Origin of the sequence: Pseudomonas fluorescens (assembly GCF_041354075.1) — a bacterium.
Taxonomy (GTDB): Bacteria; Pseudomonadota; Gammaproteobacteria; order Pseudomonadales; family Pseudomonadaceae; genus Aquipseudomonas; species Aquipseudomonas fluorescens_CE.
Window position 1 is genome coordinate 1 of record NZ_JARZGC010000003.1, and the last position, 18290, is coordinate 18290.

An 18290-nucleotide genomic window follows, 5' to 3' on the forward strand; every position below is an offset into this window, starting at 1 on the left:
GTGTATCAGATGTCATCACCGCCGACTGAAACACCGCCTTCGCGAGCAAGCCCGCTCCCACACCATTGGCCCGATTGCAATGGGACTACGGGTGCTTGAGACCGTTGAGCTTCATCGCACCAGCCAGCGGCAAGTCGCCCTCGAGCTCGGCCAGGCCTGCGGTCTTCACGGTTTCGGGGTCCTGCACATGGCCGTGTTGCAGGTAGCCCAGCAGATTGCCTACCAGCGGGTTGTGGCTGACCAGCAGCGCGTTGTCGACCGACACCAGTTGCTCGGCCACCGCTTGCGGGCGGTTGTCGGGGGTCAGCCATTCGACGGTGCGAATGTCTGGCGCAAAGCCGAGGGCCGTGCGCACGATCTCGGCGGTTTGTTGTGCGCGCAAATAGGGGCTGGCGTAGATGGCCGTGATCGGTGTGCCCATCAACTCGGCAGCCGAACGCAACACTTCCTCTCGACCGTGGGCCGTCAACGCCCGTTCCGAGTCTGGACGACTGCCGCAGGGCTCGGCTTCACCGTGACGCAATACCCAGAGTTTCATAGTTTGGGTTCCTCATCTCGGACCGGGTGCGGTGCAGGCGCCACGCTGTGCGGCGCTTCACCTTCCGGCGTACGCGGCGCCGGCCAATCGGCGAACGGCCAGGGCTTCTGGTCGCTGTGAAAGGTGCCAAACCGACCGATCTGGGCCAGGAACTGGCTCAGGCTGTCGCCGACATTCATCAGGCTGGCGTTCGGGGCGCCATAAAACAAACGATAGACCAGTTGCACCAGCACCACGGCGCCGAGGATGAACTGCGCCACCTGCCAGACCAGCAGGAAAACGATCATCCACAACACCCGCAGCAGGATGGACTCGTAACTGGCTTCTACTTTCGGATCGTTCATGTGCAATGCCCTGCCCTTGTGTAAAACGTGATCAGTTGAAACCACTGGTGGAAATGAAATCGACGTCGGTCTTGGGTTCAGCCCGCATCAGCAGTTCAATCACCTGGTTGAGCGTGCGCCCTTCGAAGAGGATCGCGTGCAGTCCGGCGACCAGCGGCATGTACACACCGACTTCCTGGGCCTTGGCCTTGAGCACTTTCAGGGTGTTGACCCCCTCGGCGACCTCGCCCAGGCGCGTCACCGCGTCCTCCAGGCTCAAGCCCTGACCGAGGGCGAAGCCGACCTGATAGTTTCGGCTCTTGGGTGAAGAGCAGGTCACGATCAGGTCACCCACGCCCGCCAACCCGAGGAACGTCATCGGGTTGGCCCCCTGATTTACCGCGAAACGGGTCATTTCCGCCAGGGCGCGGGTGATCAGCATGCTCTTGGTGTTCTCGCCCATGCCCAGCGCCACCGCCATGCCGGCGATGATCGCGTAGACGTTTTTCAGCGCCCCGCCCAGCTCAACACCGAAGCGATCGGCGCTGGCGTACACGCGGAAAGTGCGACCGTGCAAGGCTGCCTGGACCTGCTGGCAGAGTTCTTCGTCCGCACTGGCGACCACGGTCGCGGTCAACGCATGCTCGGCGACTTCACGGGCCAGGTTCGGCCCGGACAAGACGCCGATGCGCGCCTGCGGCGCGATCTCTTCGAGGATCTCGCTCATCAGCTTGAATGTGTGGGCTTCGATGCCTTTGGTCAGGCTCACCAGCATCTTGCCGCTCAGGCGTTGCGCGTGGGGCGCGAGCACCGAGCGCAGCGCGCTGGACGGCAATGCCACGAAACACAGTTCGCACGCCTCGAGCGTCGCCAGCAGGTCCGTGGTCGGGTCGACGGCCGCCAGCACCTTGATGCCCTTGAGGTAGCGCGGGTTCTCGCGATTGACCCGAATGGCCTCGGCCTGCTCGGGGTCACGCATCCACATGCGGACCTGATGGCCGTTTTCCGCCAACAGGTTAGCCACGGCGGTACCAAAACTTCCGCCTCCCAGTACCGCAATCGGGCGCTGTTCAGTCATATGCAATCCGTTAATCCATACCAGTGGCGATGCCGGCATTATACGGAGCGGCCCAGTCACGGACAGCCCCTGCATCAATTACCGGTGCTTGTGAGGAGCAGACCGATGATTGCGAGGAAAATGCGGTCATCGTGCATGGAAAAGTCGGCTGGCTCGGTTAACATGCGCGCCAGTGATTCGCTATCAAGGATGTGTCGTGTCGTTTGGTCCTGCTTCGTCTCGTTCGCCGCTGGTTCTGGCGTTGATCTTCAGCCCGTCACTGATGGCCGACGACCTGTTCCTCGACAGCGAACCGCTGCCACAGGTGCTGACCGCAACGCGCCTGAAGCAGTCGCCGGCGGCGGTGCCCGGCAGCATGACCGTACTCGACAGCGAACTGATCACCCGCAGCGGCGCCCGTGACATCAGCGAACTGTTGCGCCTGGTGCCGGGCATGATGGTCGGCAACGTCAGCGGCAACCAGCCCACGGTGAATTACCACGGCACCAATGCCAGCGATGCGCGGCGCCTGCAGGTGCTGATTGATGGCCGCTCGGTGTACCGGGCCGGCCTGGCCACGGTGGACTGGAGCGATATTCCCGTGGCCATGGAAGACATCGAGCGCATCGAAGTTTTTCGCGGTCCGAATACCGTCAGCTATGGCGCCAATGCACTGATGGCGGTCGTCAACGTAATCACCCGCAATCCCGCCGACAGCCACGGCACGCGACTCAAGATCACCCGCGGTCAGCGTGGCATCGACGACTTCTACGCCAGCCAGGGTGTGGATTGGGACACCGGAGAACTGCGCCTGTCGCTGTCCGGCCAGCAGGACGACGGGTTCGATTCCGATCGGCGCGGCGCCGATTACCGCGACAACCGTCGCCTCAACCGATTCAACCTGGCCGTCAGTCAGATGCTCGACGAACGGCAAAGCCTCGATTGGCAACTCAATGCCAAGGAAGGAAGCAATCAGCGGCCTTATACCTACCGCCCGGTGTTCTCGGGGATTACCGCCGCCGGTAACAATTCCGATGTAGTCGCCAAGGATTACGCCGGCTCCCTGCGCTGGAACCTGGACATCAACCCTGAGCACAGCCTTTATATCCAGGGCTCGGCCCAGCACTGGGATCGCCAGCAGACATGGCGCGCCTGCGATGCCGAGGTGTCGTTCAGCCCCGAGCTGACCTCGCTCTGGCAACTCAACCCGAACTACACCGAGCGCGTGGCGCGCAACATCGTGAACTACCTGGGCTCCGGTGCGCCGGCCGGCACGTCGACGGAACAGGCCCTGGCCAACAAGGTGCTGGATCAGTGGCGCGCCGGCGCCAGCCAAACCCTGTGCGGCAACATCGACCAGAGCATCCGCGAGACGCGCTACGACCTCGAACTGCAGGACACCTTCAGCCTGTCCGACAGCCTGCGACTGGTCAGCGGCATGAACTATCGTTACGACCGAGCCGATTCCGAGACCTACTTCAATGGCAAATTCGATGACACCACCTGGCGTGCCTTCGGCCAGTTCGAATGGCGGGCGACCGAACACTGGCTGTTGCAGGGCGGGGCGATGTTCGAAGACACCCGGTTGACCGGCAGTTCGTTGACCCCGCGCATGGCGGTCAACTACCTGATCAATCCGCGCCACGGTTTGCGCGCGGTGTACTCGGAAGCCATCCGCTCGCCGGACATGTTCGAGAACAACGTCAACTGGAGTTACCGCGTCACCCACCTGCAACCGGCGGCCTACGGCCAAAGCAGCGCCCGTTACTTCGTCAGGACCCGCGGCCCCGGCGACCTCGACAAGGAGCGCATGCGTTCAAGGGAAGTGGGCTATAACGGCTTTTTCGCCGAGTGGGGACTGGCCGTGGATGTGAAGGTTTTCCATGACGAAATCACCGGCATGATCAGCGAACCCTTGCGCAACAACCAGTACGTCGCCAGCAATGCCAACCGCTCGCGCTTCACCGGGGCGGAAACCCAGCTCGACTGGCGCCTGGGCAGCGCCGACCGGCTGCGCCTGAGCTACGCCTATGTCGATGCCCAGGCGAGCAATCCGCTGGATGCCAGGCAGACCGCCCGTAACAGTGGCTCCGCCGGCTGGCTGCGCAACTGGGGCCAGGGCTGGAACAGTGCCCTCTTCTATTATGGTGACGACGCGCTCAATGGCTATCGCTTCGAACGGGTCGACACGCGCGTCGCCAGACGCATCGGCCTGGGCAAGGCCAGCCTGGAGCTGGCGGGTGTGCTCCAGCAGCGCCTGGACCATCAGCCCACCACATTCATCGATAACCGTTATGACCAGCGCCGAGTGATGTACTTCAGCGCGGAGCTGATGTTCTAGATGGGCCCGCGTGCGCCGCGCAAGCTGCCCACCCTTGGCCCCCTGCTGGCCGGGTTCTGCCTGCTATTGGCCGGTTGGCTGCTGAGCCTGTCGGCCAGCGCCGGGGACATCCTGCTCATCGGCGCCGATGACAGTCCCGCCATACAGGACTTCGCGAGCGCCCTGGGTGAACTGCGCCCCGACGACAGCATCCGCTTTCAATCGGTGACCAGTCTGCCGGCGCCGAGTCAGCTGCCCGGCAGAACCCGCTTGATCCTGCTGGACCTGCCAAGCCTCGACTGGCGCCTGCAGGACGCACGGGGCCCGGCGACGCTGGTGCTGCGCATCAGCCGCGTGCAGGCCCATGAACGGCTGGGCACCACGCGGCCGCCACGCTTGAGCCTGCTGTGGAGCGATCCCCCGCCGGAGCGCCAGCTGCATCTGATCCGCAGCCTGCTGCCGGAGGCCAGGCGCGTCGGCGTGCTGTACGACCATCACAGCGAATTCTTCCTGAGCGAACTGAGTCAGGCCGCCGAAGCGTTGAACCTGGAAATCGTCACCCAGCGCTGGGACAACCCCCATGACAGCCGCCCGTTGCAGGCCCTGCTGAAAAACAGCGACGTGCTGCTGGGTCTCGACGACCCCGACCTGTATAACCCCAGGACCGCAAAAAACCTGCTGCTCAGCAGCTACGCGCGGCAAACCGCGCTGATCGGCCCGAACGTCGGCTTCGTCAGAGCCGGCAGCCTGGCCAGCAGCTACAGCGATCAGAGCGACTGGCTGAGCGTTCTCGACGAGTTGCTCGACCGGCCGACGGCCACCTGGCCACGCTCGCATTACGCCAATCACTTCAAAGTCTTGAGTAACCCGCAAGTGGCTCGTTCATTAGGTATTGAACAGATCGATGAAGCGCTCGTCGCCACACAGTTGGCTGCAGGAGAAAGCCGCCCATGACTTTCCGTCGTCGTTGGGACATCAACACCCGCACACAGATCATCAGCCTCGGCCCGGCCCTGTTGCTGACCTTGCTGCTGATCAGTTTCTTTACCTTCGTGCGGATCCAGGACTTGCGCCAGGAGCTCAACCACACCGGTCAACTGATTGCCAATCAACTGGCCCCTGCGGCGGAATACGGGGTGATTTCCGGCAACAACGAAGTGCTCGACAGTTTGCTCAAGGCCACCCTGGCCACACCGAACGTACGCTTTCTCGAGGTCCAGGACAGCGCCAACCGGATTCTGGTGTACGTCGAGCATCCCTCGGAAACCCACAGCCGCTCGGAACAGGTCGAAGTGTTCCAGGCACCGGTGCGGCTGCAGCGAATCGCCTTGCACAATGATTTCTTTCAAAGCAGCAAGGTCTCCAGTGCAGCGCCCGGCGAGGACTACCTGGGCCGGGTGATCGTCGGTCTGTCCAGCGATGCCTTCAGCAAGCGCCAGCAGGAGATCCTGTTCAAGGCCGGCATCCTGGCGCTGTTCGCCTTGCTGTTCACCTACCTGATCGCCCGGCGCCTGGCCGGCAGCCTGTCGCAGCCGATCCGCGACATCGGCAATGCGGTCAAGGCGATCCAGAGCGGCGATTACACCACCCCGCTGCCGATTGTCGACGACACCGAACTCGGTGCGCTGTCGCAGCACATCAATAACCTGGCCAGCGGCCTCGAGCAGGCCAGCCGTGAACAGCACCAGGCCATGGCGCAGTTGATCCAGACCCGCGAAGAGGCGGAAAAGGCCAACAACGCCAAATCCGACTTCCTGGCGATGATGAGCCACGAACTGCGCACACCGATGAATGGCGTGCTCGGCATGTTGCAGTTGCTGGAGACCACCGAGATGACCGAGGAGCAGGTCGAGTATGCGGCGCTGGCCTCGGAGTCAACCGAACACCTGCTCAAGGTCATCAACGACATTCTCGATTTTTCGCGCATCGAACGCTCGGAACTGGAACTGGAGCACATTGCGTTCAACCTGGCGGACCTGATCAGCAGTTGCGCCCAGTCGTTCCACCACAGCGCGGCGCAACGCGGGCTCGACCTGGCGTTGCGGATTCCCGACGACATGCACGCCTTGCAGGTTCAGGGCGACCCCACGCGCATCCGGCAGATCCTGGTGAACCTGGTGGGCAATGCGCTGAAGTTCACCGAGCAAGGCCGGGTGAGCATCGAGCCGCAGTGGCAATCGCTGGACCACGAACTGCTGTGGTTTACCTGCACCGTGCGCGACAGCGGCATTGGCATCCCGGCCGAAAGCCTGGAGTCGATGTTCAATGCCTTCCAGCAAGCCGACAGCTCGATTTCCAGGCGTTACGGCGGCACCGGGCTCGGGTTGCCGATCGCACGCACCCTGGCCGAACGCATGGGCGGCACCTTGCGTGCCCAGAGTGAAGAAGGTCTCGGCTCGGCATTCACCCTGGAAATCCCTCTGGCGCTGTATAAACAGTCATTGCCGGTGCTGACGCCCCGGGCGCAAACCGGCAGCGGCGATGGCGCAGGTCGCAATGTGCTGCTGGTCGAGGACAATCCGGTCAACCAGACCGTCATCGAGGCCATGTTGCGCAGCCTGGGCTTCACCGTCAGTGTCGCCACCGACGGCGCTCAGGCGGTGCGCAGTGCCGAGAGCCTGATTTTCGAAGCGATCCTGATGGATTGCCGGCTGCCGATCATCGATGGCTACGAGGCCACTCGCCAGATTCGCCAACTGCCCGGCTGCGCCGATCTGCCGATCATCGCGCTGACCGCGAACGCCTTGCAGGGCGACCGGGAAACCTGCCTGTCGGCAGGAATGAACGATTACCTGGCCAAGCCGTTCAAACGTGCGGATTTGCAGCAGATTCTCCAACGATGGGTGCAGTAATGCAGGCCTTTCGAGCATATGCGACTGGCGTGGAAAGCGAAATTGCGGCAGTCTTAGGCACCCGAACAGGCCCGAAAAGGGGCTTGTATAATAATTTCAGTGCACAAGTGTACTTTCATGTCCTTGGTGCTGTGACTTTCACTACAACGCAATAGTCTATGAGTAGGCTGCCGACTCGAGGCATGAATGCTTCGATCGGCCGGGAAGATTTGCCCCACCTGCCGCATGGGATTATTGAGGAGCTCGCATGACCAAACAAAACGCCTTTACCCGGGAAGACCTGCTGCGCTGCAGTCGCGGTGAGCTGTTCGGCCCAGGTAACGCGCAACTGCCCGCCCCGAACATGCTGATGGTTGATCGCATCACCCTGATCAGCGAAGAGGGTGGCAAGTACGGCAAAGGTGAATTGGTCGCCGAGCTGGATATCAATCCGGACCTGTGGTTCTTCGCCTGTCACTTCGAAGGTGATCCGGTGATGCCAGGTTGCCTGGGCCTCGACGCCATGTGGCAACTGGTCGGTTTCTTCCTCGGCTGGCAAGGTCTGCCAGGCCGCGGCCGCGCCCTGGGCTCGGGCGAAGTGAAGTTCTTCGGTCAGGTCCTGCCGACCGCGAAGAAAGTCACCTATAACATTCATATCAAGCGCGTCCTGAAGGGCAAGCTGAACCTGGCCATCGCCGACGGTTCGGTGACTGTCGACGGTCGCGAAATCTACACCGCCGAAGGCCTCCGGGTCGGCGTTTTCACCTCCACTGACAACTTCTAAGGGTTATCCGCATGCGCCGCGTCGTTATCACTGGTCTGGGCATCGTTTCGTGCCTGGGCAATGACAAAGAGACCGTCTCCGCTAACCTGCGTGCAAGTCGCCCGGGCATCCGGTTCAACCCGGAATATGCCGAAATGGGTCTGCGTAGCCAGGTTTCCGGCTCCATCGACCTCAACCTTGAAGAACTGATCGATCGCAAGATCTATCGTTTCGTCGGCCACGCGGCGGCTTACGCCTACCTGGCCATGAAAGACGCCATCACCGACTCCGGCCTGACCGAAGAGCAAGTGTCCAACCCGCGTACCGGCCTGATCGCCGGCTCCGGTGGCGCCTCCACGCTCAACCAGATGGAAGCGCTGGACATCCTGCGCGAGAAAGGCGTCAAGCGCGTCGGCCCATACCGCGTCACGCGGACCATGAGCAGCACCGTTTCCGCCTGCCTGGCCACCCCGTTCAAGATCAAGGGCCTGAACTACTCCATCGCTTCCGCCTGTGCCACCAGTGCTCACTGCATCGGCACCGCCATGGAACAGATCCAGATGGGCAAGCAGGACATCGTATTCGCCGGCGGCGGTGAAGAAGAACACTGGAGCCAGTCGTTCCTGTTCGACGCCATGGGCGCCCTGTCCAGCAAGCGCAACGACACCCCGGAACAAGCCTCCCGCGCCTACGACGCCGACCGTGACGGTTTCGTTATCGCCGGTGGCGGCGGCATGGTCGTGGTCGAAGAGCTGGAACACGCCCTGGCCCGTGGCGCGAAGATCTACGCGGAAATCGTTGGCTACGGCGCGACGTCCGACGGCTACGACATGGTGGCTCCGAGTGGCGAAGGCGCGATCCGCTGCATGCAGCAGGCGCTGTCCACCGTCGACACCCCGATCGACTACCTGAACACCCACGGCACGTCGACCCCGGTCGGCGACGTCGCGGAAATGAAAGGTGTGCGTGAAGTGTTCGGCGACAAGGCACCGGCCATCAGCTCCACCAAGAGCCTGTCGGGTCACTCCCTGGGCGCCGCTGGCGTTCACGAAGCGATCTACTGCATGCTGATGATGGAAGGCAACTTCATCGCCGGCTCGGCCAACATCGACGAGCTGGACCCGGAAGTGGCTGACCTGCCAGTTCTGACCAAGACCCGCGAAAACGCCACCATCAACACCGTGATGAGCAACAGCTTCGGTTTTGGTGGCACCAACGCGACGCTGGTCCTCAAGCGCTGGGAAGGCAAGTAATCTCCCGCTGCTGAGCCGTACCTGAAAACGCCCCGACTGGTTCGGGGCGTTTTTTTGCCTGGGGAAAACTCGGGTCCTCCCCTCCCCGTTGCGCTTCACAAACATGAAGCTTTTGTCATGCAACTCATCGCCCTGCGACCGAATGTCGCGCCGTTGGCGGGCTGCAGCACTGTTGCAGAATCCGTAACTGATCTTTACCGGATGGGTCGATTTACTTAGCCGGCTATCAAACTCTATAACAGAGACCTGCACACGCCTTGCTGCAGATAACAGAGATTGGAGCTAGCAGATGACTGTAAAAGTGACTGAACGCGACGATTCACACATGTCCCATGAAGGCGTAGCCGCCGGCGTACGGATCTGGGATGTGCATCAACAGGACTTGCTGGTCGGGATGTTCCATAACGAGATCGATGCCCACAACTACAAGGCCGAGCTGGAACTCCAGGAACGGCAACGGGAATTACGATCAGCCTGAGCGAACGACAGCATTGAAACGACAAACCCCGCCATGAGCGGGGTTTGTCGTTGGACGCGACCGATTACCACATCAGGTCGTCAGGGATCTTGTAGGCCGCGTACGGATCGTCCTCGGCTGCCGCTTCTTCGGTCTGCACGTTGAGCTGCACAATGCGCTGTGGGTCGCGCTCCTGGATCTTCAGGGCCGCTTCCCGGGGAATCACTTCGTAGCCGCCGGCATGGTGCACGATGGCCAGCGAACCGTTGCTGAGCTTGTTGCGCATCAGCGTGTTGACGCACAGGCGCTTGACCTTCTTGTCGTCAACGAAATTGTAGTAGTCCTCGGTGGTCAGCTTCGGCAGGCGCGAGACTTCGATCAATTGCTTGACCTGCGCGGCACGGGCCTTGGCCTCGGCCTTTTCCTGCTGCTGACGGTTCAGCTCCTGGTCGCGCTTGACCTTCTCGGCCTTGGCTTCCTGGGCAGCGCGCTGCTGGGAATCGTCGAGTTCGATCTGTCCCTTGTGGGCCAGACGTTGCTGTTTCTGCTTCTCTTTGCCGACCTGTTTGGCCTGCTTTTGATTGACCAGCCCTGCTTTGAGCAACTGGTCGCGAAGGGAAATGCTCATGGTGCTTGTTTCTCGCTTGGGCCACTGCTCAACCGCAGTTGGGTAAATTCTTTTCCTGACGTTTGGCTTCGCCCCACAGGGCGTCCAACTCTTCGAGGGTGCAATCTTCCATGGGCCGGTGGGTGTCGCGCAATGCCTGTTCGATAAAACGGAAACGTCTTTCGAACTTGCCGTTGGCGCCGCGCAAGGCGGCTTCCGGATCGACCTTCAGATGTCGCGCCAGATTGACCACGGAAAACAGCAGGTCGCCCACTTCATCGGCAATCGCCGCCGGGTCGTTGTCGGCCATCGCCTCGAGGATCTCGTCGAGCTCTTCACGCACCTTGTCCAGCACCGGCAACGCGTCGGGCCAGTCGAACCCCACCTGCCCTGCGCGCTTTTGCAGCTTGGCCGAGCGCGACAGGGCCGGCAGCGCGGTGGGTACATCGTCGAGCAAGGACAACTGCTGCGGCGCCGCAGATTTTTCGGCACGCTCCTCGGCCTTGATCTCCTCCCACCGCTGCTTGACCTGCTCTTCGCTCAGGCGCGGAACGTCCAGCGGGGCATACAGGTCGCCGGAGGGGAACACGTGCGGGTGGCGCCGGATCAGCTTGCGGGTGATGCTGTCGATGACCCCGGCAAATTCGAAGCGCCCTTCCTCCCGCGCCAACTGGCTGTAATAAACCACCTGGAACAGCAGATCACCCAACTCGCCCTGCAGGTGATCGAAATCGCCGCGCTCGATGGCATCAGCCACCTCGTAGGCTTCCTCGAGGGTGTGCGGGACGATGCTGGCGTAGGTTTGCTTGATATCCCAGGGACAGCCGAATTGCGGGTCACGCAGACGGCTCATCAGGTGCAGCAGGTCTTCAAGGCTGTACATATCGGGTTCTCAGCACAAATCTCCTGTGGGAGCGAGCCTGCTCGCGATGAGGGTGTGTCAGTCAACATTGACAGGACTGACACGCCTTCATCGCGAGCAGGCTCGCTCCCACAGGAGGGGCATCTTCACGGGGTACGGTTACGCCGGGTTTCAATGATGTTCGGCAACTGGGAAATCCGCCCCAGCAACCGTCCCAGCGCATCCAGTCCCGGAATCTCGATGGTCAGGGACATCAACGCGGTGTTGTCCTCCTTGTTCGAGCGGGTATTGACCGCCAGCACGTTGATCCGCTCGTTGAGCAGTACCTGCGAGACGTCACGCAGCAAACCGGAACGGTCGTAGGCACGGATGATGATGTCCACCGGGTAGGTGAGCACCGGCACCGGGCCCCAGCTGACCTGGATGATCCGCTCGGGCTCGCGCCCGGCCAGTTGCAGCACCGAAGCGCAGTCCTGGCGGTGGATGCTCACGCCGCGACCCTGGGTGATGTAGCCGACGATGGCATCCCCCGGCAGCGGCTGGCAGCAACCGGCCATCTGCGTCATCAGGTTGCCGACGCCCTGGATCTGGATGTCGCCGCGCTTGCCCGGCTTGTAGCCGCTGGCCTTGCGCGGGATCAGTTCCAGCTGCTCGTTGCCGCGTTCCGGCTCGACCAGTTGCTGCGCCAGGTTCACCAGTTGCGCCAGGCGCAAGTCGCCGGCGCCCAACGCCGCGTACATGTCCTCCGCCGTCTTCATGTTGGCCTTGTCGGCCAGCTTGTCGAAGTCCACGGCCGGCAGGCCGAGGCGACTGAGTTCACGTTCGAGCAGGGTTTTACCGGCCGCGACGTTCTGGTCGCGGGCCTGCAACTTGAACCAGTGGACAATCTTCGCCCGGGCCCGCGAGGTGGTGATGTAACCCAGGTTCGGGTTCAACCAGTCACGACTCGGCGTGCCGTGCTTGCTGGTGATGATCTCGACCTGCTCACCGGTCTGCAGGCTGTAGTTGAGCGGGACGATGCGCCCGTTGATCTTCGCGCCACGGCAGTTGTGACCGATTTCGGTGTGCACGCGGTAGGCGAAGTCCAGCGGCGTCGCCCCTTTGGGCAGGTCGATGGCGTGACCGTCCGGGGTGAAAATGTAGACCCGGTCCGGTTCGATATCGACCCGCAGCTGTTCGGCCAAGCCACCGATATCGCCCAGTTCCTCATGCCACTCGAGCACCTGACGCAGCCAGGAGATTTTCTCTTCGTAGTGGTTGGAACTGGATTTGACGTCGGTGCCCTTGTAACGCCAGTGCGCGCAAACGCCCAGCTCGGCCTCTTCGTGCATGGAGTGGGTGCGAATCTGCACTTCCAGCACCTTGCCCTCGGGGCCGATCACGGCCGTGTGCAGCGAGCGGTAGCCGTTCTCTTTCGGGTTGGCGATGTAGTCGTCGAACTCTTTCGGGATGTGTCGCCACAAGGTATGAACGATGCCGAGCGCGGTGTAGCAGTCGCGCATTTCCGGCACCAGCACCCGCACCGCACGCACGTCGTAGATCTGGCTGAACTCCAGGCCCTTGCGCTGCATTTTGCGCCAGATCGAGTAGATGTGCTTGGCCCGGCCGCTGATGTCCGCCTCGACGCCGGTGGCCTGCAATTCGCTTTTGAGCTGGCACATCACGTCACTGATGAACCGCTCGCGATCCAGGCGCCGCTCGTGGAGCAGCTTGGCGATCTGCTTGTATTGATCGGGCTCCAGGTAGCGGAAGGACAGGTCCTCCAGCTCCCACTTGATGTGACCGATACCCAGGCGGTGCGCCAGGGGGGCGTAGATGTCGAAGACTTCACGGGCCACGCGGTTGCGCTTCTCGTCGTCGGCATTTTTCACCGCACGGATCGCGCAGGTACGCTCGGCCAGCTTGATCAGCGCGACGCGCACGTCGTCGACCATGGCCACCAGCATCTTGCGCAGGTTTTCCACCTGGCCCTGGGTGCCCATCACCATGGATTTGCGTGGGCTCAGGCTGTCGCTGATCGCCGCCATGCGTAACACGCCGTCGATGAGTTTGGCCACCACCGGACCGAAGCGCTGGCTCACGGCCGGCAGCGGGATCTGGCCTTCGCGCACGCCCCGGTACAGGACTGCAGCGACCAGGGAATCCTGATCGAGTTTGAGGTCGGCGAGAATCTCGGCGATCTCAAGGCCGGTGCTGAAACTCGAGGTCCCTTCGGACCAGAGGTTTTTCGCTGCATTGGCCTGTTGTTCAGACGTGCGAGCGAACTCGCACGCGTCTTTCAAGGCTTCGCGATCCAGTGCCAGATCGACACTGACCGCATGATCGAGCCAAGCCTCGAGATTGATACTGCCGTCGGTGTTGATCGGCTGGTGTGCTCTCACCTGTACCATCTTGCTTTACCTTCCCTACGACGCAGATTCAATGCGTCAAATCGCTGACCTTCGTTGCCGAGTGCACTCGCGGGGCCATGACGAGTGCTGCACGGGCGGGTCAGTCGGACCAGACGAGCCTTCCTAGCTCGCTTCAAATAACGCCATGGCCTCGACATGTGCCGTCTGAGGAAACATATCGAGAATCCCGGCACGTTTTAACCGGTAGCCCTGCTTGATCAATTCGACCGTATCGCGCGCCAGAGTTGCAGGGTTGCACGACACATACACCAACCGTTCGGCGCCTAGCGTCCTGAGCTTGCGCACCACCTCGAAAGCACCGTCACGCGGTGGGTCCAAGAGTACCGCACAAAAGCCTTCGCGCGCCCATTCGGCGTCGGTCAAAGGCTGGGATAAATCGGCCTGAAAAAACGACGCGTTATGCAGATTGTTCGCAGCGGCGTTCGCGGCCGCCCGCTCCACCATCGCCTGCACACCTTCGACCGCCACCACTTCGCGAACGGTTTTGGCCAGCGGCAAGGCGAAGTTGCCCAAACCACAGAATAGATCGAGAACGCGTTCATCCGCTGTCGGCTTCAACCACGCCAGCGCCTGGGCGACCATCGCTTCGTTGACCGCAGCGTTGACCTGGACGAAATCACCCGGGCGGTAGGCCAGCTCCAGATCCCACTGTTCAAGGCGATAGCCCAGGGTCTGATCGGCATCGACCGGTTGCGGTTCGCCCTCGCCATGCAGCCACAACTGCGCTTCATGGAACGCGCAGAATTCCTTGAGAATCGTCATGTCGGCGTCGGACAACGGCGCCATGTGCCGCAGCAGAACCGCCAGCTTCGAGCCGCTGAACAACTCCACATGCCCCAACGCCTGGGGTTTGCTCAAGCGCCGCAACATCTCCGGCAGGCGCGTCATGATCGGTTGCAAGGGCTGTACCAGCACCGGGCATTCGTCGATCGCGACGATGTCCTGGCTGCCAGCGGCGCGAAAGCCGACCTCGAGTTGTTTCGCCTTGGCGTCCCAGCGCACGGCGACCCGGGCGCGCCGACGATAGGCGAACTCCGGACCGCTCAAGGGCGCAGTCCATTCGTCGGGCTCGACACCGGCGACCCGGGACAATTGTTCGGCGAGCATGCGCTGTTTCAGGGCAAGCTGTTCGTCGTGAGGCAGATGCTGAATACTGCAGCCACCACAGCGACCGGCATGGGCGCAGGGTGCCGGGCGACGCAGCTCGCTGGCCTGGAACACCCGCTCGGTGCGCGCTTCGACCACCTTGCCATGGGCGCCCAGCACCCGCGCCTCGACCTCCTCGCCGGCCAGGGCGCCGAGGACGAACCAGGTGCGGCCTTCGAAAAACGCGATGCCGCGACCGTCATTGGCCAGGCGCTCGATACGCAGGCGCTGCTTTTTGCCGGTCGGGATTTGCGCGGCCTTGCTGCCACCCGTGGGCTGGAAGCGCAGGCCTCTCTCGTGTCTGGCCATCAGTTGGGCGCGTCGAAAATGCCGGTCGACAGGTAACGGTCGCCACGGTCGCAGATGATCGCGACGATCACCGCGTTTTCAACTTCCCTCGACAGACGCAACATGCCGGCCACGGCACCGCCCGACGACACGCCACAGAAGATGCCTTCTTCGCGGGCCAGGCGACGGGTCACGTCCTCGGCTTCGCTTTGCGCCATGTCGATGATGCGGTCCACGCGATCGGCCTGGTAAATCTTCGGCAGGTATTCCTGCGGCCAGCGGCGGATGCCCGGGATCGACGCGCCTTCCATCGGCTGCAGGCCGAGGATCTGCACGTTGTCATTCTGTTCTTTGAGGTAGCGCGACACGCCCATGATGGTGCCGGTGGTGCCCATCGAGCTGACGAAGTGAGTGATGGTGCCCTCGGTCTGGCGCCAGATTTCCGGGCCGGTGGTGGTGTAGTGCGCTTCGGGGTTGTCACCGTTGGCGAACTGGTCCAGCACCTTGCCGCGACCTTCGGCTTCCATTCGCTGGGCGAGGTCGCGGGCGCCTTCCATGCCTTCTTCCTGAGTGACCAGGATCAGTTCGGCACCATAGGCGGTCATGGCCGCCTTGCGCTCGGCGCTGGAGTTGTCCGGCATGATCAGGATCATCTTGTAACCCTTGATCGCGGCCGCCATCGCCAAAGCGATCCCGGTGTTGCCCGAGGTCGCTTCGATCAGCGTATCGCCGGCGTGAATCTGTCCGCGCAACTCGGCACGGGTGATCATCGACAGCGCCGGACGGTCCTTGACCGAACCCGCCGGGTTGTTCCCTTCAAGCTTGAGCAATAGGGTGTTGCTGGTGGCGCCAGGCAGGCGCTGCAAACGGACCAGCGGAGTGTTGCCGACGCAATCGGCGATGGTTGGGTACTGCAAGGTCATGGCGTATTCGCAATCCAGACTGCGGGGGCGCCTATCATACCGGCAAACGTTGACGGGCCATATCACGCAAAGTGCGGTGCTTATGGCTTAAAAGAATAAGCACTGTAGATGCTCCCTGTAGGAGCGGACTCGTCCCGGGCGGCGTTCCGACGATGCTCGTTAACGATAACCTTGGCTACAGGGATGTCTGCGGCGCTTGAGACAGCATCGCGAGCATGCTCGCTCCTACAGGGGCGGGGATGTCTTCACCATGGGCCAACAGGCGCATGTTCAGGCGTAAGCCAATCCCAGTGTTCTCGGCCCACACTTGCCCACCCTGCCGTTGCACCGCGTTGCGCGCGATGCTCAGGCCCAGGCCGAACCCGCCGTTGCCCGGCCGCGAGCCGTCGAGGCGGATGAAGGGTGAGAAGATCCGTTCCAGATCCTGTTCGGCCACTCCGCCGCCTTCGTCCTCCAGCCATAAATGCCAGAAGTGCCCTTCACGCCGGCCCTCAAGGCGCACGATGCCGTTTGGCGGCGAGTGCCGGATGGCATTGCGCAGGATGTTTTCCAGGGCCTGGGCCAGGGTGTTGAGGTTGCCCCGCACCCAGCAGGTAGAATCCACCCGGCATTGCAGGCGGCTCACGGCGCAAGCGCTTTCATAACAGGCGTTTTCGGTGAGCATTTCCCACAGCGCCTGGATCTGGATCGCTTCGTCGGGCAACGGCGCGCGCTCGGTGTCGAGCCAGGCCAGTTGCAGCGTGTCCTCGACCAGGCGCTGCATGCCGTCGACTTCGCGGCCGATGCGCTCGCGCAGTTGCGTCAGGTTTTGCTCGCCTTCACTGGCCACGCGCAGACGACTCAGGGGCGTGCGCAGTTCATGGGACAAGTCGCGCAACAACTGTTGTTGCAGGGCGACGGTGCTTTGCAGACGTTCGGACATGTGGTCGAACGCACGGCCCAGCTCACCCAGTTCATCGGAGCGGTTGGTGGTGCGGCTGGACAGGCGCACGCCCAGTTGATCGGCACGCCAGGCGTTCGCCTGTTCGCGCAGTTGATTGAGGGGCACCACCAGCAGGCGATACAACCCGACGCACAACAGCAGGGTGAATAATCCCGGGATGACCACATTGGTGATCACGCGCCAGAACACCTGATAGCGCCCAGGCTGGAAACGCTGGGGCAGTTGGATCACCAGGCTGCCGGCGGAGGGATCGCCGGGAAACGGCACGCGCATCCACGGCAGGTTCTTCTTGTGGATCGGCCAGTCGAGGCCGCGCAGGAAAGTCAGGCGCTCGATTTGCGAGTCGGTCAGCGCCTCACTGCTCAACGACTGCAAATCCCCGCTGATGACCCCCGACCAACCCTGTTCGCGCTGACGCATCACCTGCAGCCAGGCATCGACGCCGGGGCGCTGGCGCTGCCGCCACGCCTGTTCGGCTTCGGCGGCGTAACGGGTCAGGGTGCCCCGGGCTTCATCCGAGAGAAACTGGTTGCGCTCTTCCATGTAGCGCCCCCAGGACCAGCTCAGCCAGATCATCAGCAGACAGAACGCCACCAGCAGGCAGGCCAGTTTCCAGAACAGCGAATGGCGCCCCGGCAGGTCAGCCCACTTCATGGTCGGCGCTCAGGACGTAGCCTTTGCCCCACACCGTGCGCACTTCCCGCTCGGTGTAGCCGATGGCCTTGAGTTTGCGGCGGATCTGGCTGATGTGCATGTCGAGGCTGCGGTCGTGGGCCACGTAGCCGCGCTGCAACACATGCTGATAGAGGAAGGCTTTGCTCAACACTTCGTCGCCATTGCGGTTGAGGGTGTCGAGCAGGCGGTATTCGCTGCGGGTCAGGCCGGCCGCCTGTTCACCATGGAACACGTCGGACTGTTCCTCGTCGAAGTGCAGGCTGTCGACCGCCTGCACCACCGGCGCGACGGCCGGCCGCCGGTCCAGCGCGACTCGGCGCAGGATCGCTTCGATGCGCACGTGCAATTCAGCCATGCTGAAGGGCTTGGGCAGGTAATCATCGGCGCCAAGACGAAAGCCGCTGATGCGATCCGCCTCGGCCCCCAGCGCCGACATCAGCAGCACCGGGGTGGAATGGCTCTGGCGCAACTCGGTCAACACCGACAAGCCATTGAGCCCCGGCAGCAGAATGTCCATCAGCACCACGTCGAAGGTGTTCTCACGGGCCATCGCCAGGCCTTCCTGGCCGTTCTGGCACCAGGTGACCTGAAACCCACTGCGCCCCAGTTGCTCGTGCACGTAGGCACCGAGCACCAGGTCGTCTTCGATGGAAAGGATTCGGGGGTGGCCCGCAGCACTGGGAGTCATGATTATCTGCAAATAATTCTCAATTGGCGATTATTCAAGATTGCCTCGCCACGGGCAAGCCGAGTGTCGCCCGCGGCCTTCAGACCGCTAACGCTCCGACGAATGGCGACATCAATTTTACGAAGATTGCCCGCAAGCAAATCGCTACACTGCGCAAGTGGTGCGTACCGGATGTACGTGCCGGTTCCTAAATGGCTGGATGCAG

General features: G+C 62.3%; 16 protein-coding genes. 6 read left to right on the forward strand and 10 right to left on the reverse strand.

Annotated elements, in window-relative coordinates; all coding sequences use genetic code 11:
- Positions 1 to 85 precede the first annotated feature (85 nt).
- From sixA to QIW53_RS04250, 3 genes are read right to left on the reverse strand one after another with little or no spacing between them, the layout of a single operon-like run.
- On the reverse strand, positions 86 to 538 hold the full coding sequence (gene sixA / locus QIW53_RS04240; RefSeq protein ID WP_371048439.1) for a phosphohistidine phosphatase SixA: 453 nt from the start codon (positions 536 to 538) through the stop codon (positions 86 to 88).
- The gene (locus tag QIW53_RS04245) at positions 535 to 882 is read right to left on the reverse strand and encodes a DUF4389 domain-containing protein (protein WP_371048440.1); all 348 of its coding nucleotides are present in this window, start codon (positions 880 to 882) and stop codon (positions 535 to 537) included. The genes sixA and QIW53_RS04245 overlap by 4 nt, the downstream gene beginning before the upstream one ends.
- A 31-nt stretch (positions 883 to 913) precedes the next feature.
- Positions 914 to 1939: an NAD(P)H-dependent glycerol-3-phosphate dehydrogenase gene (locus tag QIW53_RS04250; RefSeq protein WP_371048441.1), complete on the reverse strand. Its 1026-nt coding sequence runs from the start codon at positions 1937 to 1939 to the stop codon at positions 914 to 916.
- A gap of 196 nt (positions 1940 to 2135) precedes the next feature.
- Here QIW53_RS04250 and QIW53_RS04255 point away from each other — a divergent pair, with 196 nt between their 5' ends.
- From QIW53_RS04255 to QIW53_RS04280, 6 genes are all read left to right on the forward strand, one after another.
- Complete coding sequence (locus QIW53_RS04255; RefSeq protein WP_371048442.1) at positions 2136 to 4259, forward strand: TonB-dependent receptor plug domain-containing protein; 2124 nt, start codon at positions 2136 to 2138, stop codon at positions 4257 to 4259.
- Entirely contained in the window at positions 4260 to 5192 is a 933-nt protein-coding gene (locus QIW53_RS04260) for an ABC transporter substrate-binding protein (protein ID WP_371048443.1), read from the forward strand.
- Positions 5189 to 7090 carry an ATP-binding protein gene (locus QIW53_RS04265; RefSeq protein ID WP_371048444.1) on the forward strand — a complete coding sequence of 634 codons (1902 nt, stop codon included), beginning with the start codon at positions 5189 to 5191 and terminating at the stop codon, positions 7088 to 7090. Before QIW53_RS04260 ends, QIW53_RS04265 begins: the two co-directional genes overlap by 4 nt.
- A gap of 247 nt (positions 7091 to 7337) precedes the next feature.
- Positions 7338 to 7853, forward strand: coding sequence for a 3-hydroxyacyl-[acyl-carrier-protein] dehydratase FabA (gene fabA, locus QIW53_RS04270; protein ID WP_003227150.1), 516 nt, complete (start codon positions 7338 to 7340; stop codon positions 7851 to 7853).
- An 11-nt stretch (positions 7854 to 7864) separates the two neighbouring features.
- The gene (fabB, locus tag QIW53_RS04275; protein WP_015096439.1) at positions 7865 to 9085 is read left to right on the forward strand and encodes a beta-ketoacyl-ACP synthase I; all 1221 of its coding nucleotides are present in this window, start codon (positions 7865 to 7867) and stop codon (positions 9083 to 9085) included.
- Positions 9086 to 9374: 289 nt separating this feature from the next.
- A complete protein-coding gene (locus QIW53_RS04280) occupies positions 9375 to 9563 on the forward strand; it encodes a hypothetical protein (protein ID WP_192305919.1) in 189 nt (62 codons plus the stop codon).
- A 64-nt stretch (positions 9564 to 9627) separates the two neighbouring features.
- On the opposite strand, the gene QIW53_RS04285 is transcribed toward QIW53_RS04280, so the two are convergent.
- From QIW53_RS04285 to QIW53_RS04315, 7 genes are all read right to left on the reverse strand, one after another.
- A complete protein-coding gene (locus tag QIW53_RS04285; RefSeq protein WP_371048445.1) occupies positions 9628 to 10170 on the reverse strand; it encodes a DUF2058 domain-containing protein in 543 nt (180 codons plus the stop codon).
- Positions 10171 to 10198: 28 nt separating this feature from the next.
- Positions 10199 to 11032 (reverse strand): nucleoside triphosphate pyrophosphohydrolase, encoded by an 834-nt coding sequence (gene mazG, locus QIW53_RS04290; protein WP_371048446.1) that lies wholly within the window; start codon positions 11030 to 11032, stop codon positions 10199 to 10201.
- A gap of 125 nt (positions 11033 to 11157) precedes the next feature.
- Positions 11158 to 13401, reverse strand: coding sequence for a GTP diphosphokinase (relA, locus tag QIW53_RS04295; RefSeq protein ID WP_371048447.1), 2244 nt, complete (start codon positions 13399 to 13401; stop codon positions 11158 to 11160).
- A 123-nt stretch (positions 13402 to 13524) separates the two neighbouring features.
- Positions 13525 to 14877, reverse strand: coding sequence for a 23S rRNA (uracil(1939)-C(5))-methyltransferase RlmD (gene rlmD / locus QIW53_RS04300; protein ID WP_371048448.1), 1353 nt, complete (start codon positions 14875 to 14877; stop codon positions 13525 to 13527).
- Positions 14877 to 15779 carry a cysteine synthase CysM gene (cysM, locus tag QIW53_RS04305; RefSeq protein WP_201193223.1) on the reverse strand — a complete coding sequence of 301 codons (903 nt, stop codon included), beginning with the start codon at positions 15777 to 15779 and terminating at the stop codon, positions 14877 to 14879. The genes rlmD and cysM overlap by 1 nt, the downstream gene beginning before the upstream one ends.
- A gap of 175 nt (positions 15780 to 15954) precedes the next feature.
- Entirely contained in the window at positions 15955 to 17376 is a 1422-nt protein-coding gene (locus QIW53_RS04310) for a histidine kinase sensor domain-containing protein (RefSeq protein ID WP_371048449.1), read from the reverse strand.
- Positions 17363 to 18085 (reverse strand): response regulator transcription factor, encoded by a 723-nt coding sequence (locus QIW53_RS04315; protein WP_371048450.1) that lies wholly within the window; start codon positions 18083 to 18085, stop codon positions 17363 to 17365. The genes QIW53_RS04310 and QIW53_RS04315 overlap by 14 nt, the downstream gene beginning before the upstream one ends.
- Positions 18086 to 18290 lie beyond the last annotated feature (205 nt).